The organism is Streptomyces sp. NPDC031445 (assembly GCF_055581365.1).
On the sequence record NZ_JBVIJO010000010.1, the window covers coordinates 71,801 to 96,072 of the forward strand.

General features: G+C 70.9%; 25 protein-coding genes. 18 read left to right on the top strand and 7 right to left on the bottom strand.

From position 1 onward, the window contains the following. Positions 1-151 precede the first annotated feature (151 nt). Positions 152-784: a TetR/AcrR family transcriptional regulator gene (locus ACZ5DC_RS25175; protein WP_468656225.1), complete on the bottom strand. Its 633-nt coding sequence runs from the start codon at positions 782-784 to the stop codon at positions 152-154. 170 nt (positions 785-954) lie between these two features. Between ACZ5DC_RS25175 and ACZ5DC_RS25180 the strand changes: the two genes are divergently transcribed. After that, positions 955-1,527, top strand: a complete 573-nt coding sequence (locus tag ACZ5DC_RS25180) for a hypothetical protein (RefSeq protein ID WP_468656227.1) — start codon at positions 955-957, stop codon at positions 1,525-1,527. Positions 1,528-1,631: 104 nt separating this feature from the next. Further along, the gene (locus tag ACZ5DC_RS25185; RefSeq protein ID WP_468656229.1) at positions 1,632-1,850 is read left to right on the top strand and encodes a hypothetical protein; all 219 of its coding nucleotides are present in this window, start codon (positions 1,632-1,634) and stop codon (positions 1,848-1,850) included. 385 nt (positions 1,851-2,235) lie between these two features. Here the strand turns inward: ACZ5DC_RS25185 and ACZ5DC_RS25190 are convergent, their stop codons facing one another. Next, positions 2,236-2,991, bottom strand: a complete 756-nt coding sequence (locus ACZ5DC_RS25190; protein ID WP_468656231.1) for a hypothetical protein — start codon at positions 2,989-2,991, stop codon at positions 2,236-2,238. A 271-nt stretch (positions 2,992-3,262) separates the two neighbouring features. Between ACZ5DC_RS25190 and ACZ5DC_RS25195 the strand changes: the two genes are divergently transcribed. Further along, a complete protein-coding gene (locus tag ACZ5DC_RS25195) occupies positions 3,263-3,400 on the top strand; it encodes a hypothetical protein (RefSeq protein ID WP_468656235.1) in 138 nt (45 codons plus the stop codon). A gap of 265 nt (positions 3,401-3,665) precedes the next feature. Here ACZ5DC_RS25195 and ACZ5DC_RS25200 read toward each other — a convergent pair whose 3' ends face one another. Both ACZ5DC_RS25200 and ACZ5DC_RS25205 read right to left on the bottom strand, forming a co-directional pair. Beyond that, positions 3,666-3,917, bottom strand: coding sequence for an XRE family transcriptional regulator (locus ACZ5DC_RS25200; protein WP_468656237.1), 252 nt, complete (start codon positions 3,915-3,917; stop codon positions 3,666-3,668). A gap of 235 nt (positions 3,918-4,152) precedes the next feature. Then, a complete protein-coding gene (locus ACZ5DC_RS25205) occupies positions 4,153-5,142 on the bottom strand; it encodes a magnesium and cobalt transport protein CorA (protein ID WP_468656239.1) in 990 nt (329 codons plus the stop codon). 216 nt (positions 5,143-5,358) lie between these two features. Between ACZ5DC_RS25205 and mscL the strand changes: the two genes are divergently transcribed. Further along, entirely contained in the window at positions 5,359-5,802 is a 444-nt protein-coding gene (gene mscL / locus ACZ5DC_RS25210; protein ID WP_468656241.1) for a large conductance mechanosensitive channel protein MscL, read from the top strand. Between the two features lie 369 nt (positions 5,803-6,171). Further along, complete coding sequence (locus ACZ5DC_RS25215) at positions 6,172-6,930, top strand: MerR family transcriptional regulator (protein WP_468656243.1); 759 nt, start codon at positions 6,172-6,174, stop codon at positions 6,928-6,930. A gap of 589 nt (positions 6,931-7,519) precedes the next feature. Here ACZ5DC_RS25215 and ACZ5DC_RS25220 read toward each other — a convergent pair. After that, positions 7,520-8,287, bottom strand: a complete 768-nt coding sequence (locus ACZ5DC_RS25220; protein ID WP_468656245.1) for a DUF2182 domain-containing protein — start codon at positions 8,285-8,287, stop codon at positions 7,520-7,522. Next, positions 8,284-8,898 carry a DUF1326 domain-containing protein gene (locus ACZ5DC_RS25225; RefSeq protein ID WP_468656247.1) on the bottom strand — a complete coding sequence of 205 codons (615 nt, stop codon included), beginning with the start codon at positions 8,896-8,898 and terminating at the stop codon, positions 8,284-8,286. Before ACZ5DC_RS25225 ends, ACZ5DC_RS25220 begins: the two co-directional genes overlap by 4 nt. A 765-nt stretch (positions 8,899-9,663) precedes the next feature. Between ACZ5DC_RS25225 and ACZ5DC_RS25230 the strand changes: the two genes are divergently transcribed. Then, on the top strand, positions 9,664-10,338 hold the full coding sequence (locus tag ACZ5DC_RS25230; protein WP_468656249.1) for a lytic polysaccharide monooxygenase auxiliary activity family 9 protein: 675 nt from the start codon (positions 9,664-9,666) through the stop codon (positions 10,336-10,338). Positions 10,339-10,564: 226 nt separating this feature from the next. Beyond that, positions 10,565-11,758, top strand: coding sequence for a cellulose-binding domain-containing protein (locus ACZ5DC_RS25235; protein WP_468656251.1), 1,194 nt, complete (start codon positions 10,565-10,567; stop codon positions 11,756-11,758). 1 nt (position 11,759) lies between these two features. Here ACZ5DC_RS25235 and ACZ5DC_RS25240 read toward each other — a convergent pair whose 3' ends face one another. Further along, positions 11,760-11,939 (bottom strand): LAETG motif-containing sortase-dependent surface protein, encoded by a 180-nt coding sequence (locus ACZ5DC_RS25240; RefSeq protein ID WP_468656253.1) that lies wholly within the window; start codon positions 11,937-11,939, stop codon positions 11,760-11,762. Positions 11,940-12,909: 970 nt separating this feature from the next. Between ACZ5DC_RS25240 and ACZ5DC_RS25245 the strand changes: the two genes are divergently transcribed. From ACZ5DC_RS25245 to ACZ5DC_RS25295, 11 genes are all read left to right on the top strand, one after another. Further along, complete coding sequence (locus ACZ5DC_RS25245; protein WP_468656255.1) at positions 12,910-13,308, top strand: VOC family protein; 399 nt, start codon at positions 12,910-12,912, stop codon at positions 13,306-13,308. Between the two features lie 674 nt (positions 13,309-13,982). Next, complete coding sequence (locus ACZ5DC_RS25250) at positions 13,983-14,699, top strand: hypothetical protein (protein ID WP_468656257.1); 717 nt, start codon at positions 13,983-13,985, stop codon at positions 14,697-14,699. Between the two features lie 1,203 nt (positions 14,700-15,902). Beyond that, positions 15,903-16,769: an SDR family oxidoreductase gene (locus ACZ5DC_RS25255; RefSeq protein ID WP_468656259.1), complete on the top strand. Its 867-nt coding sequence runs from the start codon at positions 15,903-15,905 to the stop codon at positions 16,767-16,769. Positions 16,770-16,875: 106 nt separating this feature from the next. Then, a complete protein-coding gene (locus ACZ5DC_RS25260) occupies positions 16,876-17,994 on the top strand; it encodes an FAD-dependent monooxygenase (RefSeq protein WP_468656695.1) in 1,119 nt (372 codons plus the stop codon). A 29-nt stretch (positions 17,995-18,023) separates the two neighbouring features. Continuing rightward, complete coding sequence (locus ACZ5DC_RS25265; RefSeq protein WP_468656261.1) at positions 18,024-18,488, top strand: FAD-dependent monooxygenase; 465 nt, start codon at positions 18,024-18,026, stop codon at positions 18,486-18,488. Positions 18,489-18,542: 54 nt separating this feature from the next. Beyond that, the gene (locus ACZ5DC_RS25270; protein WP_468656697.1) at positions 18,543-19,217 is read left to right on the top strand and encodes an FAD-dependent monooxygenase; all 675 of its coding nucleotides are present in this window, start codon (positions 18,543-18,545) and stop codon (positions 19,215-19,217) included. A gap of 623 nt (positions 19,218-19,840) precedes the next feature. Next, the gene (locus ACZ5DC_RS25275; protein ID WP_468656263.1) at positions 19,841-20,491 is read left to right on the top strand and encodes a nuclear transport factor 2 family protein; all 651 of its coding nucleotides are present in this window, start codon (positions 19,841-19,843) and stop codon (positions 20,489-20,491) included. A gap of 323 nt (positions 20,492-20,814) precedes the next feature. Then, positions 20,815-21,453 carry a DUF6518 family protein gene (locus ACZ5DC_RS25280; protein WP_468656265.1) on the top strand — a complete coding sequence of 213 codons (639 nt, stop codon included), beginning with the start codon at positions 20,815-20,817 and terminating at the stop codon, positions 21,451-21,453. Between the two features lie 333 nt (positions 21,454-21,786). Continuing rightward, the gene (locus tag ACZ5DC_RS25285) at positions 21,787-22,095 is read left to right on the top strand and encodes a GNAT family N-acetyltransferase (RefSeq protein ID WP_468656267.1); all 309 of its coding nucleotides are present in this window, start codon (positions 21,787-21,789) and stop codon (positions 22,093-22,095) included. Positions 22,096-22,117: 22 nt separating this feature from the next. Next, positions 22,118-22,537, top strand: a complete 420-nt coding sequence (locus tag ACZ5DC_RS25290; RefSeq protein ID WP_468656269.1) for a (4Fe-4S)-binding protein — start codon at positions 22,118-22,120, stop codon at positions 22,535-22,537. A 336-nt stretch (positions 22,538-22,873) separates the two neighbouring features. Then, on the top strand, positions 22,874-23,824 hold the full coding sequence (locus ACZ5DC_RS25295) for an NmrA/HSCARG family protein (protein WP_468656271.1): 951 nt from the start codon (positions 22,874-22,876) through the stop codon (positions 23,822-23,824). The last annotated feature ends 448 nt before the right edge of the window (positions 23,825-24,272 follow it).

The following is a 24,272-nucleotide window of genomic DNA, read 5'->3' on the forward strand; positions in this document are numbered from 1 at the left end:
GGTTGAGACACACCATGCCGACCGGCGCATGCGGACCTGCATGCGCCGGTCGCTGCGTCCGCTCCCGCGATGTCGTGTACGACACGAGTTGCGGACGCTGTTCCGTCGTCGTCCCCGCAAGGCCAGGAACAGTCCTCGTCCATGTGGGTGCTCAGTGAAGGACGGTGAGCAGGCCCTCGACGCCGCGGCGGAACGCGGCGCCGACGCTGTCGACGCCGTCGAGGTGGGCGCCGCTCATGGCGCCGTCGCGCATCATGACGAAGTGCCGGGCGGCGTGTTCCGGTTTGCCGCGACGCGGTGAGTCCCCGAAGACCTGCGCGAAGAGTTCGGTGAGCGTGGCTGTGTACCAGGCTCGGTGATCGAGGATCACCTGGCGCACCCGGTCTTCGGGGTCGGGGTACTCGGCGGCGGCCTTGAGGAACGCGCAGCCGCGGAACTCCGGTGAGGCGAGGCTGTCGGCGACGGCGGTCCCGATCGCGCGTAGTGCGTCGGCCGGGGACGGTGCGGCCTCGACGGTGGCCTGCACGCCGGCCCGTATGCCGGTGTCGACGCCACGCAGGTAGGCGATCACGAGGTCCTCTTTCGAGGGGAAGTGCCGGTAGAACGTCGCCCGCGTGGCCGGGGCCTCGGCGAGGATCCGCTCGACCCCGACCGCCCGGATGCCTTCGCGGTAGAACAGCCCGCTGGCCGTGGACAGCAGCCGCTCTCGCGCCTCGGACCGGACCGGCTCTCCTGACGAGCTGCCGTTCGGGTTGCCGGGCGCGGGACGTGTCCGTGTGGCCATGACCCCACCGTAGCAGAAAGAACGATCGGTCTTGCGATCACCGGGGAGTCGTGTCAGGCTCCGCAATGCAAGAGAGAACGGTCTTTCTCCCAAGGGTCCGGCACCCATGCCGTTGCCCGCTCCGCGTCAGCAGGCACCCAGTCCAACGGCTTCCTGTGGAAGGAACAGTCATGACCACGACCACGACCCCTGCCCCCGTCACCGTCGCGTCAGCGCTTCGTCGGCTCTACCTCGTTCGTTTCGGGTTCGCTCTCATCTGGGCTGTCGTGCTCTTCTTGACCGCGTCGAGCATCGGCCCGGTGAGCGCGACCCTGCTCGTGATCTACCCGCTGTTCGACGTGGGCGCCGCCGTCGTCGATGCCCGCTCCTCCCGAGCGAGCCGGTCCGCTCCGGGTCTCTACGCCAACATCGCGATCAGTACGATCGCCGCCGTCGGACTGGTCTTCGCGGTCACCTCCGGCATTCCGGGGGTCCTGCGGGTGTGGGGGGTCTGGGCCGTCACAGCGGGCCTCGTCCAGCTCGTCGTCGCTCTGCGGCGACGCGGCCTCGGAGGCCAGTGGGCGATGATCGCGAGCGGCGGCATCTCCACGCTCGCCGGAATCTCGTTCCTCCGGCAGGCCGCCGCCCCTCACTCCTCGCTGAGCAATCTGGCCGGCTACGCCCTGCTCGGCGGCATCTTCTTCCTCGTCTCTGCCCTGCGCCTCGGACACAACGCCAACCGGAACACCGGTGGGAGCAACTGACATGACCGACCACCACACCAGTGCCGACAGCATGTCGGCCGTCATCGTCATGGGCCGGGAAGGACGTCACCGGCCGACTGCCCCGCGCTGGGCGCAGCACGGCCATGATCGAGCAGGACCTCGCTGGTGGTGAACGCTCCTGTCGAGCCCCCATTCCCACCAAGGCGCTGCCGCGCAGCACCGCGGCCCCACGCCGGCCCCGCGGCCGCCCGGCGCGCGAGGCGGTGACCGGCGCCCCGGACTCGGCGGCGGTGCTGCACCGCCGCGACGGCCTCGCCTCCCCCTGGGACGAGGTGGCGCGGAGCGGGGCCGGGATGGCCTGAGGACTACGCGGCTGTTCCCGGCCCGGCTTCCCACGGGTCCCCGGTCGGCCGGGTCAGCCCGTCATCCGTCACCAGCCGGCGCTCCGGCGCGGTCGCATCCAGTTCCCAGTAGTGCAGGCACTCCTCGCACCGGACCCCGTCGACCAGGACCTCGTCCTCCCCGTTCGGACAGTCCGTGCCGTCCCCACGCCCTGGACACGTTTCCCCTGTAGCACCCATGCGTTCGACCGTGCGCCGCCCGGTGCGTGTCCGTGGAGAGGGCGTGCCCGGCGCACAGGCGCTCACCGGCGGCAACACGTCCCAGCACCTTGCAAGAACCCCATCAGCGCCCCGAATGACCTCATCCGGCCGGGACAAGTACGGCCATGGAACCCCCGCGAATGCACTACGTATCGCCGAACACACTTTCCGGAACCAGGTCCCACAACACTCTCATCCTGGCTCCCCGCGGATGCGCGAGGTGACCCCCTGGACTTGTGGTGATCTCGATCGGCAGCACGTCGTCAACTGCCGGCCACTTGCTTCCCGGGGTCAGCTCCGTGACCGTAGCCGACTCGATGCGGTAGCCAGGCGCCTGGATCGTCAGTCGCAGCTGAAGCTCGTACGTCTGATCCATGGCGATGAGAATGGGCCCCCTCGGGACTTCCTCCACGTGGGCGATGCCAAGCGTGCAGCCGGGGGTGGGCGTCATCAGCCGGCGCCATACGTACGTCAGTGCGGAGCTTTCGCTTCTTCGCCGCCGACTCTCGATCTCGAGCTCGCGTCGCAGGGTGAGCACCGTCTCGGATTCGGTGCTCGCTGCCGCCAAGTCCGGTCGAGTCTCCAGCAGGTACTCGGAGCGCTCGGGCGTCAACGGCGCTGGTGATCCCTCGGCGACAGCCACCCACAGCGATCGGAACTGTGCGACATCACCGCCGAGGACTTCGACGACCAGTTCGAGCTGGCCCCATTTCGGGATCTTCTCGCAGCGCAGCACCGCGCTCACTGTGGTGTGGCTGATGGCCCTGTGGGTGCGTTTGGATATCTCACGGAAGCTCGGCTGACCACTGTGCAGGCGCAGCCGCTGCAATCGGCTGCGCAGGACGTCCAGCCCGTCCCCAACGCCTGAACCGTCCGACGGAGTTACGGCTGAATCACTCATGGTGGCCGGCAGTGTGCCAAGAGTGTCAGCTTCTGTAAAGAAGTTCAGGCAGGCTCGCGGAAACCGCTCGGCCGGATGCTGCTGTCAGAGGGATTTCGTACAGAAGTGGTGGCTCTTGGCCGCGCGTGTCACAGGGCCTCGCCCAGGCCCGACCCTTGAGTCAGCCGCCACTTCGCGGCTCCCGCGAACGGACTCCCGGGCCAGAACTATCACCGTCATGCAGGCCCGGGCGTCCGCGCGATTGCCTCTCCGATGAAAGGGGTCTCAACCGATGATGCCTGACCTGACTGCGCCCGTGCTGCTTGCCGGAACCCCGGTCGTCCTCCTCGCCGGGGTGTACCTGTGGTCCGCCGACCCGGACCGGCGCCACCGGGCCTGGCGACTGCTGCGACTTCTCCTACGTCGTTGAACGGCGGAATCGCCTGGCACCAACGCCCACAAGTACGCGTCCGGGCCGGTATCGCTGGATCTGCGCGTCACCGGTGACACGGTCGAGATCGTCGTGTGGGACTCCGAGCCACCCTTCCGATCACACGGGCGGCGGACGCCGGTCGGCAGACGCATCACCGCCCGCATCGTCCTGGCCGACGACCCGGGCGGTGCCGTCTGCGGGCGCCGTTCACTGTGGATGACGTGTTCCACGAGGCATGGTGACGTTTCGTCAGGCTGGTGCATCACACGGGGTGGCCCGCGTGGACCACGTCTCGACGGTCCTGGCCTGCTGCTGCCAGGACGTCGGGAAGCGGCAAGGACAGTGCCTGGGCCAGTTCCGTGAGCTCTTCCGGCGTCGGGCGGACCGGCCCTTCGGCTCCGTCTTCGACGAACGCTTTGATCCGCGGGGCGCGGATTCCGGCTGCATGGGCGAGCGCCTCGCAACTCAGGCACTGACGGCGCATCGCATCCGCGAGCAGCTCAGCCAGGTCCATCGGAAACCTCCTCTTGCCGGGGTGGCCGCAGGGACACATAAGTCCGTATGCCCCGGGTGACGTTCTGTGAACGAAGGACGCTCCGGGCTCCAGCGCGGTCTCTTCTGGTGGTCAGACGTCCAGCGAGCGGCTTCAGTCCAGCCTGCCGAAGCGACCACCGTTCCGGAACTTGCTGACCTTGCTCATCTCTCCTGGCGACGGTCGTGTCCAGTCGGCTGGGCGCAGCGAGGCCCGGTCACAACCACCCGTTGCGGCGGAAGGCCCGGTACAGCAGTCCGGCGCCGAGGGCCATGACGGCGAGCGCGCACGGGTAGCCGTAGCGCCAGTCGAGTTCGGGCATGTGGGCGAAGTTCATGCCGTAGATCCCGGCGACCATCGTGGGAACGGCGAAGATGGCCGCCCAGGCGCTGATGCGGCGCATGTCGTCGTTCTGCCAGGTGCCCACTTTCGCGAGATGGGCGTCGAGGACGGAGGCGAGCAGGTCGTCCATCGCCCGGACCTCGGTGTCGGTGCGGGTGAGGTGGTCGGCGACATCACGGAAGTACGGCGCGACCTGCCGCGGCCAGTCGTTCCCGGCCGTGGTGAAGGGCTGCATGACAGGGACGAGTGGCTGGATGGCGTCGCGGAACTCCACCACCTCGCGTTTGAGCGAGTAGATCTGTTCTGTGAGGTCGTCCCGTGCGGGTGAGAAGACGCACCGCTCCAGTTCCGTCAGGTCTGTGCGTACCTGGGCGGCGGCCTCGGCGTACGCGTCGACGATCACATCGGTCACCGCGTGCAGTACGCCGACGGGTCCGAGCTGTGCCATGTCAGGCTGCTGTGCGAGGCGGCGGGCGGCCTCCACGGTGGGATCGTTCGCCCCGTGGCGCACGGTCAGCGCGAAGGACGGTCCGAGAAAGATCATCACTTCGCCGGTTTCCACGTCCGCGGTCCGCTCGACGAACCACAAGGTCTTCACCGCGACGGCCAGCACGTCGCCGTAGCGCTCCTGTTTCGGCCGCTGGTGGGCCTGTACCGCGTCCTCGATGGCCAGTGGATGCAACTTGACGTACCCGCCCAGTCGCTGGAGCTCCTCCTGGTCGGGCTCGTGCATGCGGATCCAGGCGAACTCATCCGTCTTCAAGCCCGCCAGACGGTCCAGGGCGACCTCGCACCCGGCGTCCTCCTGCCGGCAGTCGATCTGCTCGCACTCACCCGTCCGCTTCTGGTAGATCACGCACTCCATGTCCCCTCGGGTGCTTCAGCCGGCCCATTCCATGCTCCTGGAAGTGCGGGGACCGCTCCCGTGAGCCATCAGCACCGTGATGGTCCATGGCCTCGGCGCGCCGGCGGCGGCCGTGGTGCCTCCGCCCAGCAGGTATGGGCGAGTCCTGGCAGGGCATGCGCGGTGAGGGGTCGGGGTGCCGCCCGTCGATGTCATGGGCCTTGAAGGGGTGAAAAGGTGAAGGGCTTCCGCAGCTTCATCCTGCGCGGCAATGTGGTCGACCTGGCGGTCGGCATCGTCATCGGAGCGGCGTTCACCGCCGTCGTCAACGGCTTCGTCAGCGCCTTTTTGACCCCGCTCGTGGGGCTGGCCACCGGTGCCACCGGCGACATGGCCCGCAAGACCTTCACAGTAGGCGCCACCAAGTTCCCCTACGGAACCTTCATCAACGCGGCGATCAGCTTCCTCCTCCTCGCCAGCGCCCTGTACTTCCTCGTCGTACTCCCGATCAACAAGCTGCACGAGCGCCTCGCTCCCCACCACGACGTCCAAGCCCCCAAGCGCGACTGCCCCGAGTGCCTGAGCCCCGTCCCGGCCGAGGCCCGACGCTGCGCCTCCTGCACCGTCGCCCTGCCCGCGGTACCCGCCCAGGCCGGGGAGACGACCCAGCGGGCCGGGTGACCGGCCCCCTGATCGATCGGTGACGACCGGACAACTCGTAGCTCGACGCTTGGCCGGGTTGCCCCTGCAACCGACTCTCGACGACCGCAGTCACCGGTGACGGCCGCCGACGCCGCCTTCACCCACGTGTGCCCGGCGCCTTCACCATCCGCGGGGGCCACACGCCACGACCAGGGGGTCCGAGCAGACCAGGCGCAGGAACCGGTGTTCGGCAGCGGGCGAGGTCCGTTCCACTCGGGGCGCAGACCCTGCCTGTTCGACTGCGAGGAACATCGGTCTCGGGGTTGAAGTTGCCGTTGCGGCAGCCTCTACCGTTCTGGACAGGGCCGGAGAGACCGGCCCGGCGACACATGTGCGAAGGAGACGGTGATGGACTGGCCGATCGCGGAGGTCGCACGGATGTCCGGCGTGACTGCCCGAACCCTGCGGCACTACGACGAGATCGGCCTGCTCCAGCCTGCCCGAATCGGGACCAACGGCCACCGCTACTACGAGGAGCTCCAGCTGCTGCGGCTGCAGCAGATCCTCGTGCTTCGGGCCCTGGGCCTGGGGCTGCCCGAGATCGGCCGGGTCCTGGCCGAGCAGGTCGACGAGGTGGAAGCGCTGCGCGGCCACCACCGGCGGCTGCTCGCTGAACGCGACCGCCTCGACGCCCTGGCCGGCACCGTCTCGCGCACGATCGCCGAACTGGAACAGTCCAGGAAGGACGGCAGACCCATGACCGTCAACCGACCGGAGAACCTGTTCGAGGGCGTGACGCCCGCCCAGTACCAGGAGTCTCTGCGCGACTTCCCCGAGCACGCCCAAGCGGTAGCCGGCCGGGTCGCCGAGATGAGCCCGCATGACGTCGAGGCCGGGCAGCGCGAGCGCACGGCGCAGATGGTCCGGCTGGCCCAGCTCATGGCCGCCGGGCACCGTGTCGATGCCGAGCCGGTGCAGTCCGAGATCGACGCCCAGTACCGGACCCTGATCGCACTGCGCACCGTGACCGTCGACGAGTACCGGGCCATGGGCCGCTCCTGCGTGGACAACGACGCGTGGCGCGCCGCGTACGAGGCGATCGCCCCGGGTCTGGCCGCTTACCAGCGCGACGCCATCGAGGTCTATGCCACCACCCGGCTGAACTGAGCACCGTGCAACCGCTGTTCCGGGGCAGCCCGTGACGGCGGTCGCACTGTGTCACGGTGACCGGCGATGCTCGATCCCGAGGGCCGTCTACGGCCACCTTCACAGGGTGTTGCTCGTTCTCGTGACCCACGACTCCGCTCACGAATCGCCCTGGGCCGAGCGTTGCGCCCGACCGGAGAGCACGGACGGCGCCCCTCGCCCCGACGACCGGGAAGCGCCGCCGCTTCGCGGGCCCTCGCGCCACGCGATCCGCGCCGACGACCCGCAGCCGATCAAGCGGTGGCTTGCGGAGATGCGGAACGGCCGCGCCTGGCAACGGTGTGGCAGTCCCCGCACCAGCCGGATCGAGGCCGAGCAGCATATGCACCAGCCGCCGCTCGCCGGCACTCCGCCGGGAGAGGACCCGGCGAGGGCGGCACTGCGGCGGGCACGCGAAGAAGCCCGCCGGCGCCGCTCCAGCGACCCGGTCGCCCACCGCAGACGCACGGCGGTGCGCCGCCGGCCAGCCACTGCGACCGACCGCACGGACGCGCGCACGACCCGCGTCCCGGCGTCCCCCAGGCGGGCGACGCGGTGACCGGGGTCAGGGTCACCGCAGGCCCATGTCCGTCATGCCGCCGCCCGTGAGGTTGGGCGCCAGCAGGGGCAGCCAGAAGACGCCGATCGCGAGGGCGAGCGAGGCGAGTCCCACGGCGCGGGCGAGGAGACGGCCCCGTGGCAGGCGTTTCTCGGCGGTGATGACGGCGGCCAGGCCCACCGTGGCCCAGAGGTTCATCACTCCGAACGCGGTGAGCAGCAGCATCAGGGACCAGCAGCAGCCCAGGCAGAACGCTCCGTGATGGGCTCCGGCACGCAGGTGGCGGGCGGGCCCGCGGTACGACGCGTAGTGCAGCAGCGAACCGACCGGTGAGCGGCACCGGGTGAGGCAGACGTCCTTGAGGGGGGTGAGCTGGTAGGCACCGCCGAGGGCGAAGACGGCGGCGGCCACCGCAGTCCCCGCGGTGGGATGGGCGGTCGCCACCCGTGCCGCTCCGGCGGCCAGGGCGTACGCGGGCAGTCCGGCGGCCGCCCAGACCAGCAGGTAGCCGGTGGTGAACGCGATCAGGCGGGGCGTCCGGTGCGCGGGTGCGGTCCGCGCGTACAGCGAGGCGACCGGTGCCGTGGCCGGCAGCATCATCGCGGCCATCATGATCGTCCACGCGCCCAGGAAGGCGGGCAGCTCGCCGGCCGCGGTCCCCGCTCCCATGCCGCCCCGGCGCAGTGCCGTCCACGTCCAGGCCGCGGCCGTGGCCGCCGTGAGGAGGACCGCTCCGGTGCGGGCCGTGGGGCGGCGGGCGGCCGTCGCGGGCCGCGTCACGCCGACCACGAGAAGGGCGCCGAGTGGGCGTTGTGGCCGGTGAAGTCCCAGGAGCGGCCGTGTACGCCGTGGCCGACGGCCCGTGTCGACCTGGCGACGGTCAGCGTGCTGTTCGCCGGGTGGAACATGCCGGACAGTTTCATCACGGGACCGTCGCCGCCGAACTGCGGGGCGACCTGGTCCTCGATCTCGATGTGGATGGCGTCCGCCACCCGCACGGTGTGCCGGCGGCCGTCGTCGTGGAAGTCGATGGGTGCGCGTTCGACGCCGAGCACCTCGGAGACGAGGGGCACGAGCGCCGCCATCGGTCCGCCCGCCCGCCCGGAGAAGACCTTGCCCAGCGCCTCGGCCTGGCCGTCGTCGGCCGAGGCGTCGACGTACAGCGCCACCTGCCAGCCGCCGTCGGCCATCACGCGCGGCGCGTCGGCGAAGACGACCACGTTGCGGTCGGACACGTCCACGCCGTCGACCTCACCCCGTGCGACGTGGAACGCGAACGTCACCTGACAGCGCTCGTTGTCGGCGGGGGCGGTCAGGCCCGAGGTGGTGCAGGGGCACACGGTGTCGCAGTTGCAGCTTTCGAAGTAGGTACCGGTCACGTTCCACGCCATCTCCGTACTCCCGCCTGTCCACCCGCCGGCGGTACGAAGTGACGCCCACCCGACGGGGCGCGAGGCCCGACGCGGGCGTCGGCCTGATGCGGCGCTCGCGCGGAGGAGGAATTCGGGGCCGCGGACACCGCCACGCGTCCGCCGGCCGCAGGATCGGCGTCGGGACGACCTCTCGGCCGAGACGGCCGCCCGACTGCTGTCCAGGCTAGTCCGCGCCCCCGCACCCCGCTCGTCACGCGGCGCGGCGCCGGGGCCGGCGCGGAGGCCTCCGGTGCCTTCACGCCATCCGGCACGCTGTCCGCCACGGAGCATGACCCACCCCCGCCGCCCCGCCGGGGACCGGCCGGGAGGAGCCGGTGCCTCGGGGCGCCTCGCACGAAAGGCATGTCGACCTGCCGCTCTCCGGCGAGGACGAGCGGCACCGCCGGGGCCTTCCGCGCCTCGTCCCCCCGCGAACGGGAGAAGGACGCGGCTTCCTCCGCCCAACCGGTCGGTCCCAGCCGAAAGGGGGCCTCGACCGTGCGGACGCCTCCGGGCGCGCCCGTGTGCTCGGGGACTGTGCGCCGCACGTCATGCCCCTCGCCGGAGCCGGGGCGGCCATTCTCCGACCGGTGCCGTTTCCCACGGTGTTCCGGGTCCTCCGGCTTTGGCGGAAACAAGCTGTTGCCGCACCGACGCGCGCCCAGCAGCCTGGAAGGCGCGGGAGCGCTCCCATGCCCCGCGACCCTCAGTGAAACCGACACCCCCACAAGGAAGAACCCCGTCATGCATTGTCATGAGCATGTACGTACGACCGGCCGCCGCCTGCTGTTCGTCCTGAGCACCCTCGTCGCGGTCCTGGCCGGCCTCATCACCTGGGGCGGCGGCACCGCCTCCGCGCACGGTTCGGTGATCGACCCCGCGTCCCGCAACTACGGCTGCTGGCAGCGTTGGGGCAGCGACTTCCAGAACCCGGCCATGGCGCAGCAGGACCCCATGTGCTGGCAGGCGTGGCAGGCCGACCCCAACGCCATGTGGAACTGGAACGGCCTGTACCGCAACGGTTCCGCCGGCAACTTCCAGGCCGTCGTCCCCGACGGGCAGCTGTGCAGCGGTGGCCACACCGAGAGCGGCCGCTACAACTCCCTGGACACCGTCGGTCCCTGGAAGACCACGGACATCGGCGCCAACTTCACCGTGCACCTGTACGACCAGGCCAGCCACGGCGCGGACTACTTCCTCGTCTACGTCACCCGGCAGGGCTTCGACCCCACCACCCAGCCGCTGACCTGGAAGGACCTGCAACTGGTCGCCCGCACGGGAAAGTACGCGCCCAGCCAGAACTACTCGATCCCCGTGAGCACGTCCGGCTACAGCGGCCGCCACGTCGTCTACACGATCTGGCAGGCGTCGCACATGGACCAGACGTACTTCCTGTGCAGTGACGTGAACTTCCGCTGACCTCGGCGTCACCGGTTCGCCTCACCCGATCGGACCCGGCCCGGCCAGACCGGGCCGGGTCCGCCGCCGAGCGGGCCCGCCCAGCGCCTGGACCCCGCCCAGTGACTACACCTTGCTGCCTGGGCCCTGCCGACCGGCGGCATGCGCCCTCAGGCGTATTGGGAGCGCTCCCAGTCGATCGATCGAGTGTCAGCCCCCTCCCCCTCCCTCACGCTCGGAGACGTACATGCCCTCTCAGCCCGCGCGATGCCCTCGATGGGTGCGCACCCCCTGGACGGTGGCCGCGGCGATCCTCGCGCTGGCGGTGTCCCTCCTCGTCGCGGCGCCCGCCAGCGGCAGCGGCACCGGTGCAGCCGCCGGTTGCCGGGTCGACTACTCCGTCAACAAGTGGTCCGGCGGCTACACCGCGCAGATACGCGTCACCAACCTCGGTGCCGCACTGAGCGGTTGGCGGCTCACCTGGACCTACGGAGGTGACCAGCACGTCACCTCCGCCTGGAACGCCACCGTCACCCAGACCGGCCGCTCCGTGACGGCCGTCGGCACCGACTGGAACGCCGCTCTGCCCAGCGGCGCCGCCGCCGAGTTCGGCCTGCAGGGAACCTGGCAGTCCGCCGACCCCCCGCCCACCGACTTCAGTCTCAACGGCGTGCCCTGCGGCGACGACGGCACCGTACCGCCGACCACACCGCCCACCACGCCGGGCACCCCACCCCCCACCCAGCCACCCGCCGACTGCGGCAACGCCGTGCTGTGCAGCGGCTTCGAGGACCAGACCGGCCCCTCCCCGGCCGGCGACTGGCGCTTCACCGCGCCCGACTGCCAGGGCACGGGCACGGTCGCCGTCGACACGGCTGTCGCCCACGGCGGCACCCGGTCACTGCGGGTGGACGGGCGCGCCGGTTACTGCAACCACGCCTTCGTCGCCGCCACCGCCGACCTGTCGTCGGCCGGCCCGGTGCTGTACGTCCGCCTGTGGGTCCGGCACACCACCGCGCTGCCCTCCTCCCACGTCACCTTCGTGTCGATGCCGGACACCGCCCAGGGCGGCCGGGCGCTCCGGGTCGGCGGTCAGAACGGCGCGCTCCAGTGGAACCGGGAGAGCGACGACGCCAAGCTTCCCGCGCAGAGCCCGGCCGGGGTGGCGCTGAGCAGGCCGCTGCCGACGGGCAGCTGGCAGTGCCTGCGGTTCGCCGTGGACACCTCCGCGCCCAAGCTGGACACCTGGCTGGGCGGCGAACAGGTGCCCGGACTGCATGCCGACGGCGTACCGACGCAGGACGTCGACCAGCAGTGGCTCTCCCGCACCACCCCGCCCCGGCCGACCGCCCTGCGGCTGGGCTGGGAGAGCTACGGAACCGGCGACGACACCCTGTGGTTCGACGACGTGGCCGTCGGCTCGTCCCCGATCGGCTGCTGAGTCAGGCGCCGGGCGCCGTGTCCCTCGTGCGCAGGACGACCAGGACCGCGCCACCGATCACGACCAGGCCGATGGCCACGCCCGCGATCACGGGGGTGAGGGCGGAGCCGCCGGTCGCGGCACGGTCGGTGGTGTCCGCGCCGCTGCCGCCGACCGAGACCGGGCCGGGCTCGCTTGCCAACTGGACCGTCTGCGTCGTGACCGCGCCCTGGGTCTTGCAGTCCAGGACCCTGGTGGCAGCGGTGGCTGAAGCCGTACGGGCCGGTGCTCGTGAAGTCGTGGGCCTGGTCCTCCTAGCAGCGGCACGGTCACCGTGCGGGACGCGCCCGCGGGGATCGTGTGCCCGGCGGCCGTCTGGGCGTAGGTCGCATTGCCGGCGCCGGGGGTCGTCGTGGCGCCGCCGTCGACGCGGGCTCGGCCGGTGCCACCGAGCTTTCGTCCTAGCCCCTCCCGGATGAGTCCGACGCGGACGGGGTCCTGCGGCAGCCAGACTTCGCGTTCGTGCACGGCGTCCATGTGTGTGGGGCCGTTCATGGTGCGCTGAGCGGTCTGGCGGCTGAAGCCGACCTTGCTCCTGATGTACACGTACTGGTCGGAACGCACGGTGGGGGAGTGGCTCTCGCGCGTGGCGTCGGCGACTTCCCGCATCAGCTCGGTCGTGCCCTCGGCGGATGCGGGCTGTACTTTCACCACCGGGGAGAGGGCCGTGTACGGCGCGGAGGGGGAGGTCGGGCCGCGGATGTTCGTCAGCACGACGGCTGCGGCGGCGGTCACGGTCACGGGTACGGCCACCAGGCCCCACCGTGCACGGCGGCGGGGGCCACGGCGGCCGGGGCCGGTTCGGCCCGGGAGATCTCACGCATCAGCTGGTTCGTCCTTCAAAACTCATCGACGAACGCTGCCGCTGAACCTGAACGAAGCCAAGAAGGCGAAGGAAGCAGCAGTTGCGGGCCGGGCTCTTCCGGAGTGCTCTCGCCCGACCGGTCTCAAGGAGTTCCACCGGTCTCGCCAAGGTTCGACCACCGGCAGGTTCGTCTCACCGAAGTCTGACCGTCGCCGTTCTGAGTCGCCCATCAGATGGTTCGCCGGCCGCGCACCCCTCGGGTGGCAACCTTGAGCGGCTGCCCTGTGCCTCCTGAGAGGATCAGGGCATGGCGGACTCACCGAACTCACCTATGCAGGTCAATGCCCTCATCATCGATGCCACTGACCCCGAGCGGCTTGCCGCGTTCTGGTCCGAGTTGCTTGGCCGGCCAGTCGTGGGCCGCATGGGACCCTATGTATGGCTGCAGCGCGAGAACGGCCTGGGCCTGGGCTTCCAGCGGACGGGCGAGCCCAAGTCCGTGAAGAACCGTATGCACTTCGACGTCACCTCACCCAACCCGGCCGCAGAGCAACAGCGTGTCGAGGCGCTCGGCGGGCGCCGACTGGAGGAGTACGGCGACGGCGGGTTCCTGGTGATGGCGGATCCCGAGGGCAATGAGTTCTGCATCATCCCCGAAGGCCCCTTCGAACTTGATGACGACGGGCGCGCGGACTACCTCATCTGACGGGCCTGCCCGTCTGAGCTGGAAGGTCGTCGGCCTCCCCCGCAGTCATCGGAGTTTGATCGGCGCTGGCGATACGCCTTCTGCCCGCAGCGTCGTGAGCACGTCCGGCGTTGTTTCTGGCAGGGCCCTGGTGGCAGCGGTCCTTCGTAGACTTCGCAGGGTCGGGATGACGGTGTAGGTGCCGGTCCGGCCGGCTTCGGCGGTGCTGCGGGCCGCGCTGTGAGCGGTGGAGTATTTGGGTTCGCAGCGGGCTGCCGGAGTTGCTGACGGTGTGCTCGCTGGCGGCAGCGGTCCGAGCATGTCCGGCGTGGTGTGGCCGTCTGATCGCCGCAGATGGGGCAGCGGGGTGGTTCGGATGGATCTGACGAGCCTGGTTCGGCTGACCATTTCTGCTGGTGCTTGAGGTGGTTGGCCCTTCGGCAGGCGGACGAACACAGGCGGTGGCGCAAGTGAGCTGGCGAGCGGTGGGAGGTCCCTACAGCCCTTCGCCTGGTGCCGGAACGGCCCTCCGGTTTGCCGGCGGCCCCGCGGGCAGGCACCCCTTGGGTGCCCGTCCGCGTTGATCCAACGCCATGGATCGGGGTAGATGCTGGAGATGTGCGGCGACCTGCGTTGTTGACGGATGCGTGGGTGCGGTGACGTCGTCGTGGCAGCAACCGGAAGGGGCAGGTCGTATGGCACGTACGCGTGCGGATGCAAGGACCAGGCATCCTCGCCATGAGCGCAGGGGCGAGGCACGGCTGCCGGCAGTGGTGGCGACGCTTGCCGCGATCGCCCTGTACCTGTTCCTGCCGCAGCGGTTGCTGATCGCTCCTCGTTATGTGCTCCCCGCCCTGGAATGTCTGCTGCTCATTCCGCTCATCGCGATCAACCCGAAACGTCTGACACGTCAGACGAGGGCCTTCCGGGTGCTCTCGCTGACGCTTGTAGCCGTCATCGCCCTCAGCAATCTCGTGGCGCTGACCATCTTGGTCCATGAGCTGGTGTACGCCGGCGTGAAGGATGGCCGTTCGCTGCTGGTGGCTGCGCTGCAGGTCTGGCTCACCAACATCATCGTCTTCGGTCTGGCCTACTGGGAGCTGGACCGGGGCGGCCCGGTCAGCCGCACCCAGGCGCCCCGCTCCGCGTTGCCCCTGGCGGACTTCCGCTTCTCACAGGACGAGAACGACGACGCCGTCCAAGAAGTCGCCGACGGCGCCAGCGGCGCCTCGGACTGGGTTCCCACCTTGGTGGACTACCTGTATGTGTCGGTCACCAACTCCACGGCCTTCAGTCCGACCGACACCATGCCGCTGTCGACCCGCGCCAAGGTCATGATGAGCGTGCAGAGCGTCTCCGCCCTCTTGACCTCCCTCCTGGTGATCGCACGAGCCGTGAGCATCCTGCACTGACCAGCGTTCACGGCGAGGCGAGCGCGGCGACCACCGAAACGCCCGAGCCGTTCCCGGACGACACAGCCGCCTCGCCGTCGAGCGAGGCGACGTCCCTGCCCTGGTGCGCGGTGATGCTGACCGCGCACACCACGAGCCGGCCCGGGGTGATGTGCCCGCCCGCATCGCAGAGGGGCCTCAGCCCGGGGCGCTCACACGCCGCCCCTCCACCGGGACACGGGAGCCCGGCCACCGCGCCGTGATCCCGGCGGGCCACGCTCGTTGTCCTGGCTGGTGCCACGCTCCTTTGCCGCGCTGGGACGGCGCCTGACCGCGTGCCGCATCAGCCCACGCCTGACGCGGACAGATAGGTCTTGGATGCGCCCCGTCACGGACAGCGCCCCGCCCGCGTGGCCTCCACCCAGTCCAGGCGCATTTCGTGCCAGCTGGTGGACGCCAGCCGCGCGGCGTGGCGACGGCTTGGCGAGCCGGCTGGAAGCCGGCTGAGGAGTCGCAGGCGACCGGCGGGTCGCCTGCTGCTCGCTGAGCTTCGCCATGACCCGATCACGGAAACCGCAGCGGCCCTGGTCCGCTGCTGCTGCCCGCCCCGGGGCCGCGGCCGGATCGTCGCCGCCCTGCGCGAGGACCTGCCCGACCAGCCGTCCATGTGGCGTACGCGCTGCTGGCCGGCCACCACGACCTTCCCGGCGAGCCCGCCGGACGCCTGTCGTGAGCCGGCTGCCGGCCCCGACGGCGACGCGGTAGCCTCCCGCCTGTTCACCAGGCTCGTCGCCTCTGCGCCACACGTCATGTACGGCGCGCCGCCGAGCCGGAACCACAGCTGGCCTTCGAGGCCCACTCCGCCATCCCCCGACCGGCCGCCTGCACCGCCCGCCGTCCGGTCCCTCGCCGCATCGGACCGTCGCGCGGAGACATCCAAGGGGTACCGCCATTCATTCCCCGGCCGCGCGCCCGCCTGGACGCCCGCGACGCGGTGTCCGGCCCCCGGGTCTGGAACACCCTTCGGCGCGGCAGCCGGTCCCGACGGCGTCACCCGTTCCTGCGCCCGACGGGGCGCGCACGTCACGGCACGCGGGGCTCTCCGATGGGGTGGGATGCGCGCCGCTTGTGCTTCCGCGCGCCCCTACTGGCCGGAGCACGAAGCTGCCACCATCGCCCTGCGCGGCTCACGGCCGCGGCCACGGACACGGCGACGGGGGACGCATGACGCGGCGATGGCTGGTGACGGGGTGCTCCTCAGGGCTCGGGCGGGCGCTGGCAGGCGCCGCCGCCCAGGCCGGCGACCTGGTGATCGCCACCGCCCGCAGGCCCGCCACCCTGAACGACCTGGCTGACCGGTGCCCGGACCGGGTGTCGGCGGTGGCTTTGGACGTGTGCGACGCCGGGCAGTGCGAAGCGGCGGTCGCCCACGCGGTCGATCGCTTCGGCGGCGTCGACGTGCTGGTGAACAACGCCGGGGCAGGGCTGTTCGGCGCGGTCGAAGAGGTGTCCGACGACGAACTGCGCGCGCAACTGGAGGTGTTGACTGTCGCGCCGTGGCGACTCACCCGCATGGTGCTTCCCCTGATGCGCCGTCAGGGCTTCGGCCACGTCGTCAACGTCTCCTCGATCGCCGGACGGATGGGGCTGCCGGGCCTGTCGGCGTATGTGACGGGCAAGTACGCACTGGAGGGGATGAGTCAGGCTCTGGCGGCGGAAGTCGCGCCCTTCGGTATCCGGGTGCACGCCGTCGAGCCCGGCGGTTTCGCCACCCGCTACGGCACCTCGCTGGCCGAGGCCGCCGGCCGCATCCAGGCCTACGCGCAGAGCACGGGAGACGTCGAGGCGGGCCTGCGGGGCATGCCCGGCAACCCCGGGCTGAGCCGGCCCGAAGTTTTCGCCCACCACGTCCTGCGCCTGGTGGCGTCGCCCACGGCACCACTGCGCGTACCGATCGGCGCGGACGCCTACGACTTCCTGGAGGCGGTCGAGGCCGCGGGCCGCGCCGAGTTGGCGGCCGCGCACGCCTTCGTCCACGACCCCGCCGAGCGCCCGGGGGAGGACGCGGCACCCGTGACGCCCACTGTGTGACAACGGTGCCCGTGGTGAACCGCGCCCGCCGTCCTGCGTGCCGGACGAGAGCGGCCTGTCCCTCACCCGGCGCCTGCGCCGCGAGCGCACGGTCGTCGACCTGATCATGGCCGGCGCGGACAACCGTCGCGCCTCAGTAGGGGACACGCCAGAGCGGGGCCGCGGCTGGTCCGGCTGCCAGCGCACGCCGAGCCGGTCTCGCTCGGCGCCTTGTTCGGGGCTGAGTTTGTCGGCTCGGCGGCAGGTGTTGTCCACGAACGTCCCGAGCTTGATCTCGACCGGATGGCCGTCGGCGTCCAGACGTTCGCCACTGTCCGCCCGTACCCGCCGCCGGCTTCCTGCCGCCGCGTGCGCATGCCGCCTGTCGCCGCCGCCCCGCCGCTGCCGGTCCTCGGCTGCGCCGAGCCGCTGCCGCCCTGCGTCCGGCGAGCTGCCGGCAAGCCGGCCGCACCACTGCGGCCGCGCGCCGGCCTCCCGATCGCCCCGACGCCCGGCCGCGCCGGTGCCGTGCCTCCCGCCCTGGCCGGGCCGCGCTTCCTCCCTTTTTCCCCGCGCGTCGGACCCGCCCGGCCGCGCCGATGCCGCCACCGCTTCCACCTGGCCGTCAGGCAGCCTGCACCGAGCTGCGCCGCCTCTGCCGCCTCCCGGGCTGCCTCCGCTTCCCGGGCCTGCCTCCGCCTGCCGCCCGGCCGTCCCGCGGCGCCCTGCCCGCCGCCCGCGCTGCCGCCCGCCGTTCTGCGGTTGCGCGGCGCCGTGCACTCCGGCACGCCGGCCGCACCACTGCGGCCGCGCGCCGGCCTTTCGATCGCCCCGACGCCCGGCCGCGCCGGTGCCGTGCCTCCCGCCCTGGCCGGGCCGCGCCTCCTCCCTTTTTCCTCCGCGCGTCGGACCCGCCCGGCCGCGCCGATGCCGCCACCGCTTCCACCTGGCCGTCCGGCAGCCTGCACCGAGCTGCGCCGCCTCTGCCGCCTCCCGGGCTGCCTCCGCTTCCCGGGCCTGCCTCCGCCTGCCGCTCATCGCGGGCGCCGGCCCAACCGGCCTGACCACCGCTGCGGCCTTGGCCCGCAAGGGGGTGAGGGTGCGCATCGTCGACGCTCAACCCGGACCGCAGACCGGGAGCCGGGGCAAGGGCGTCCAGCCGCGCACGCTCGAACTCCTGGACGGCTTCGGTGTGGCAGGGCGCTTGCCGCCGCCGGACGGTCGCGCCTGGTGGTCCGGTACGTAGACCGCGACGGGAGCGTGCACGAGCACGACATGACCAAGGGGGTCGAGCCGACACCGACCACACCGTTCGCCCGCCCGATGGTTGTGCCGCAGTGGCGACTGGAAGAAGCCCTGCGTGACCTGCTCGCGGGGTACGGCGTCAGGGTCGAGTTCGGCACGAGCCTGGCCGGCATGCGGCCCGGCGATGACGACGTCACCGTCAAACTCTCCTCGGGCGAGCGCTTGCGCGCCGGATGGCTGGTCGGCGCGGACGGCGGGTCCAGCACCGTCCGCAAGCTCGCGGGCGTGTCGTACCTCGGGGGGACCCGCAAAGAACAGCAGATGCTGCTCGGGGACTTCCGCCTCGACGGCGTCGACCGCGACTGGTGGCACGCCCGTCGCCGATCCGGTGGTCAACGCCTGTCACTGGTGCCGCTGCCCGCGACCGATTCGTTCGTACTCCAGGCCGAGATCAACGACAGCGACGGCGACATCGAGCCGACACTCGCCACCTAACAGGCTCTCGTCGACGACGCCTACGGCCGCGGAGTCGTCACGCTCCGCGAAGCCCTGTGTACCTCGCGCTGGCGCTACAACGAGCGGATGGTCGACCGCTACCGCATCGGGCGCATCCTGCTCGCCGGAGACGCCGCCCACGTCCACGCACCCGCGGGCGCCCAGGGCATGAACACCGGCATCCACGACGGGATCAACCTCGGGTGGAAACTGGCCTCGGTCCTCAACGGCGCGCCCGAGCCGCTGCTGGACACCTACGAGCAAGAACGGCTGCCGATGGCCACAGCCGTGCTGGGCCTCTCCAACAAGCTGCTGACGCGCTTCGCGCGGTTCGAGGATTCCGACCTCGATGCGATGTCCGGCCTGGGGATCACCTACCGTGGCGGCCCGCTCAGCCCGCCCTGGGACGGCGCCGGCCCGCACCCGGGCGACCGCAGCCCCGACGCGCTCTCCTCCTGGCCCGACGGGAGCCCGGTGCGCCTGTTCGAGCTGCAGCGCGGCGGCGACTGGACGCTCTACCGGTTCGGCGTCGGCCCACTGCCCGACATCGCCGGGGTCAACGCCTACGCGATCGGCTCCGACCTGCTCGACCCGCACGCCACGGCACGGTCGGCGTATCAGGCTCACGACGCCGAACTCATCCTGGTCCGCCCGGACGGACACATCGGACTGCGCACCCAGGACGCGGCCGCCGTCACCGCGTACCTGGCCGCCGTGACGGCAAGCTGAGCGGGAACAGAGTCGGGCAGTTGATCCCGCACTCCACCGCATGACGGTGGTGACCGCCCTACGGCCTGCGGATCGTCACCCCGGCAGCTCCTCGCCGGTGGCGGCCGGCAGCACCGCCGCCCGCCTCACACGGTCATCGACAGCCGCCTCCTCCCCGAGGACCCGCGGCACAGGGCGCTCTTCTACCGGCCGAGACTCGCCGCGAACCCGGTGACACCGCCGCCTCCGAGGCCGGCATGGCAGACCGTCGCCGACGGCCCGAGCCGCCTCGCCCCCGATGCCCGCCGCGACCTCGCCCATTGCGCCCCCCACCCCGTCGGCGACCTCCCCCATCGCCCACACCCTGGGCAGGGAAAAGCGCCACCACCGCGTCGAAGACACCGCCTGGCGGCCGGCTCCCGCATCGGCTGGACAACCCGCCTCACCCCCACCGGCCGGGCGGCGGCGTCCCGTTCCCTACAGGAAGGCAGACGACGCGCACGCCTGTAGATCAAACGTTCGCTTGATATCTTGACAGTGACTCCCTACCTTCAATCAAGCATTTGATTTGTTGTCAGCGCGTGCGGCGGGAGACCGCTGTGACGGGCCTGGAACCCCGAAGATCCGATGTGGAGAAACCAGACATGAAGTCGTTCCGCTGGAAGACGATCATCACCATGGGTGCCGTCGCGGGCATGGGCGGTCTCGCCATCGCCGCCGCGCCGACACAGGCCGCGAGCAGTGCTGCCGGCGGCCACCGCGTCAGCAACGTGCAGGCCCACGAAGCCCTGAGTCCTCAGCGGCTGTCGGCGCTGCCGCTCACGAACCGCCACCTGACCCGGCATGAGATAGCCAACCTCGCGGTCGTCCTGAACGCGTACCACGTGGCGGAGGGCAACAGCCTGGACGTCGACGCGTTCGTCAACAGCTTCACCAAGGACGGCGTCTTCGACGACAAGGTCGCCGGCGCCACCTATCAGGGCAAGGCGCTCGGTGATGTCCTGAACCGCATGGTCTCCCTCTTCCCCGACGTCCACCGTGAACTCAAGAGCATCACGGTGAACGGCGACGAGATCAGCATCGAACTGTCGATCCAGGGCACCTTCAAGGGGGCGCTGCAGACGCCGGCCGGCACCGTCAAGCCGACGGGCGCGCGGGTCGACGTCCCGACCGCCGACTTCTGGTATCTGAACGACGGCAAGGTCAAGCGGTTCGACTGCTACGTCGGGTACACGAAGATGTACTCCGACATGGGCGTGAACCTCGACTGGGCCTCGGCGGTCGCCGGGAAGTGAGCCAAGCCCTCGGCCGGTGGTGTGCGACTGGTGAGGCCGGACATCACCGATCGAGGCGGCGATCTCTGCCAGAAGGGCGGTCTGGCCTGGGGCCATGTGTCCCAGGAACGGGCGCCGCACATCTTCGGCATGCCGGGGCGCTGCCGTCTCCAAGGCGGCCCTCCCCGTAACGACCGACAGGCCTGACCGACCAGCGTGTCGTGCGTGCGCAGCAGACCTCGACCGACCCGTGACCACAGCGAACCAAACGCCCCGCGCCCTGTATGGCCGACGGGACCTGACAGCTATACACGGCATGTATACACCATGTGTATAGTGCGGTTATGGCTACCGGAACAGCGTCCCGTCACGACACCCCCGCCACCGTCCTCACCGCGACCGCCGCCTTCGGGCTGGTGCTCGGCTGGGCAACGTACGCCCTGCACGGGACGACACCCCTGCTGGAACGGGCGACCAACTCGACATCCACCTGGATCATCTGGACTGCCGTGGCCGGCGGGCTGATTCGCGTCCGGCGACTCGCCGCCTGGGGCGGGGGCTTGATGATGCTCGCCACCTGCGGCAGCTACTACGCCACGTCCGCGCTCGGCAACACGTTCGGGGCCGGAGGGCTCGGAGGCGCCGCCGTGTGGTCGGTGGCGGGGCTGGTCGGAGGACCACTGCTGGGCTGGGCCGGATGGACGGTACGGCGCGGGCAGGGGGACCTGCGAGCGGTGGCCGGGGCGGTGATCCCGATGGTGGTACTGGGTGAGGCGGCCTGGCTGGGTCTGGCGCTGCACTACCGGGGAGAGGCGGTTGTCTTCCTAGTCGTCGGCACACTGCTCACCGCTCTCCTGACCGCCTATCTGGCGCGCGCCGGGGTGCGCCGCTACTGGCTGTGTACCGTGCTCGCCCCCGTCGGCGGTCTCGTCTTCCACCTCGCGGAGAAGGGCATCCTCGACGGACTGCTGGGATCGGTATGACTCCGTGGGCTCGATCCTGTTCACTTTCGTGTCGGCGTCAGGGGCGCGGCCGGATCATCCCCTCTCCGCTGCTCACCCCGCGTTCCACACGCGTCCGGCCTCCGCCGACGACGGCATGCCGAGCCCGCGGTGCCGCCTCCGGGTACGTGCGGGTGCAGCGGCGCCGGCTCCGACGCGCTGCACAGGGCTCCCGTCGCATCCCTGCTGACACGCGAACGGACTCCCGCAATTGTTGACACGTCAACACTCGCTGATTAGCTTCGTCGAAGCGTCACCAGGCGCCACGAACTCGAGCTCGCGTCCGGCGAAACAACCGGGCACCAAGGAGAACAAGTGACAGTCACAGTCGTCGACGCACCTGAGGCACGCCGTTACGAGGCCCGGGTGGACGAACGGCCCGAGGTCGCCGGGTTCGCGGAGTACATCCGCACGGCGGAGCTGATCGCGTTCGTCCACACGGAGGTGTCACCGGCACACGAGGGTCTCGGAATCGGCTCCGCACTCGTCCGCGCCTCCCTCGACGAAGCCCGCGCCGCCGGGCTGCGGGTCCTCGCCACCTGCCCCTTCTACGCGGGCTGGATCGACCGACACCCCGAGTACGCCGACCTGCTGTACCAGAACCGGAGCAAGGTCAGTGACTGAGCCTCCGGCCGGGCCGGATCAGGTGACCGACACGAAGACCCCGCCGCGGAAGAAGGCCTACGAGACGCGGGACATCACCGTCACCTACGAGGCGAGACGCTGCCTCCACGCCGCTGAGTGCGTCAGGGGCCTGCCCGAGGTCTTCGACGTGAACCGGCGTCCATGGATCCGGCTGGACGGCGCTCCGGCCGGCCGCGTGGCCGAAGTGGTGCGCCGCTGCCCGACAGGAGCGCTCCAGTACGCCCTGGCGGACAACGGAGCGGAAAGCCCGGACCGGCCCACCCGGATCACTCGCACCCCCGCCGGGCAGCTGATCGTGCGCGGTGAGCTGACCCTGGACACCGACGAGGGACCACGCACCGAGACCAGGGCCGTGCTGTGCGGCTGCGCGCGCAGCCGCCTGCAGCCGTACTGTGACCACTCGGGCCCCTGCGGCCAGTGACAGCGGCGAACCCGCACGAGGATCGTTCAGCCCTGCGAGCCCGCCTTCACCTCGTCCAGGCGGGTACTTCGCTTCCAGGGCCGGGGCAGGCGCGCGCGAGAACTTCGGGTGAGTGGTGAACACCGGGCCGCGCAGGCGCTCCGGTCCGGGCGAGCTCCTCGGGCCGTGCGGCGGCGTGCCCGGACACCGGGCCGGGCCGTCCGCTCCACGGACAGGGCCGCACTCCGCCGAACGTGTGGCGCGGTGGCCTGATCTGCCGCATGTTAGTTGACGCGTCATGTTTTTGCTGTCTAGCTTGGCCGGAGTGTCAACTCTCGACCGGACAGGGGCAGTTACATGAACGACAAGAAGGTCATCGCCGTCGCCGGAGCAACGGGTGCCCAGGGCGGTGGTACCGCTCGCGCGATCCTCGCCGACCCGGAGTCGGGCTTCGCGGTCCGCGCGCTCACCCGGAACCCGGACTCGCCCGCCGCCAAGGAACTGGCGGAGCGCGGTGCCGAGGTCGTCCGGGCGGACTTCGATGACGAACCGAGCGTGCGCAAGGCGTTCGAGGGCGCCTACGGCGCCTTCCTCGTCACCAACTTCTGGGCGCACATGTCCGCGACGAAGGAGATCGAGGAGGTCCAGGTCCTGGTGCGGTCCGCCAAGGCCGCGGGGCTGCGTCACGTGGTCTGGTCGACGCTGGAGGACACCCGCGAGCTCCTGCCCCTGGAGGACGGCCGGATGCCGGTCCTCCAGGAGAAGTACAACGTGCCTCACTTCGACGCCAAGGGTGAGGGCAACCAGCTCTTCAGGGCGGCCGGGGTGCCGACGACCTTCTTGAACACCACCTTCTTCTTCCAGGGCTTCCTCCAGGATTTCGGCCCCAGGCGCGGCGAGGACGGCGTGCTGACGCTCACCCTGCCGCTGGAGGACGGCAAGCTCCTGGCCGGGGTGGATGTGGCGGACATCGGCCGGACGGCCTTCGCCATCCTCAAGCGAGGCGAACGGTACATCGGGCAGACCGTCAACCTGGCCGGCGACCACCTGACCGGTGCCCAGTACGCGGAGAAACTGGGGGCCGCGCTCGGCGAGCCGGTGCGTTTCCAGTCCGTGCCCTACGACGTCTTCCGGTCCCTCGACATTCCGGCTGCCGCAGAGATCGGCAACATGTTCCAGTACTACGGCGACTTCGACCAGGAGTTCACCGGCGCCCGCGACCTGGAGCGGCTGCGGGAGCTGAACCCGGAGCTGAGGAGCTTCGACTCCTGGCTGGCCGAGAACGCCTCGAAGTTCTCGGTGGACTGACGCGGACGCGAGTGCGACGGCCGGGGGGCCAGGTGACCGGGGCGGGATCACCCTTTGGGGGAGGGCAGGCGCTCGCCGTGTCGGCACCGGCCGGATGACGGCGTGCGACGAGCGGTGAGGGAAGTGCCCCGGGTGACTGGGGCCGGCCATCCGGACGCTGAGGAGCCGGAGTTCACCCCCCGAAGTGTGTACGGGCGATATGCGTCAGTGGGGCCGCCTCGCGTCGGACGCGGAGTGGCCCGGGACGAGACGGCCCGCCGAAGCCGGCGCGGGCGGACGCGCGGGATGAGGGCCGGGCGTCGTGGAGTGTGAGGGCTGACGGCCGGCCGGGCCGCCTTGAACCGCGCGGAGCGGACCCGTGCAGCTTGACCAGTCGCTCGGGACGGGATACGTGTGCTCCCCGGGCAGTCGATGGCGCGGATGAGCCTGAGGCGGTGCGAGGCTGCCT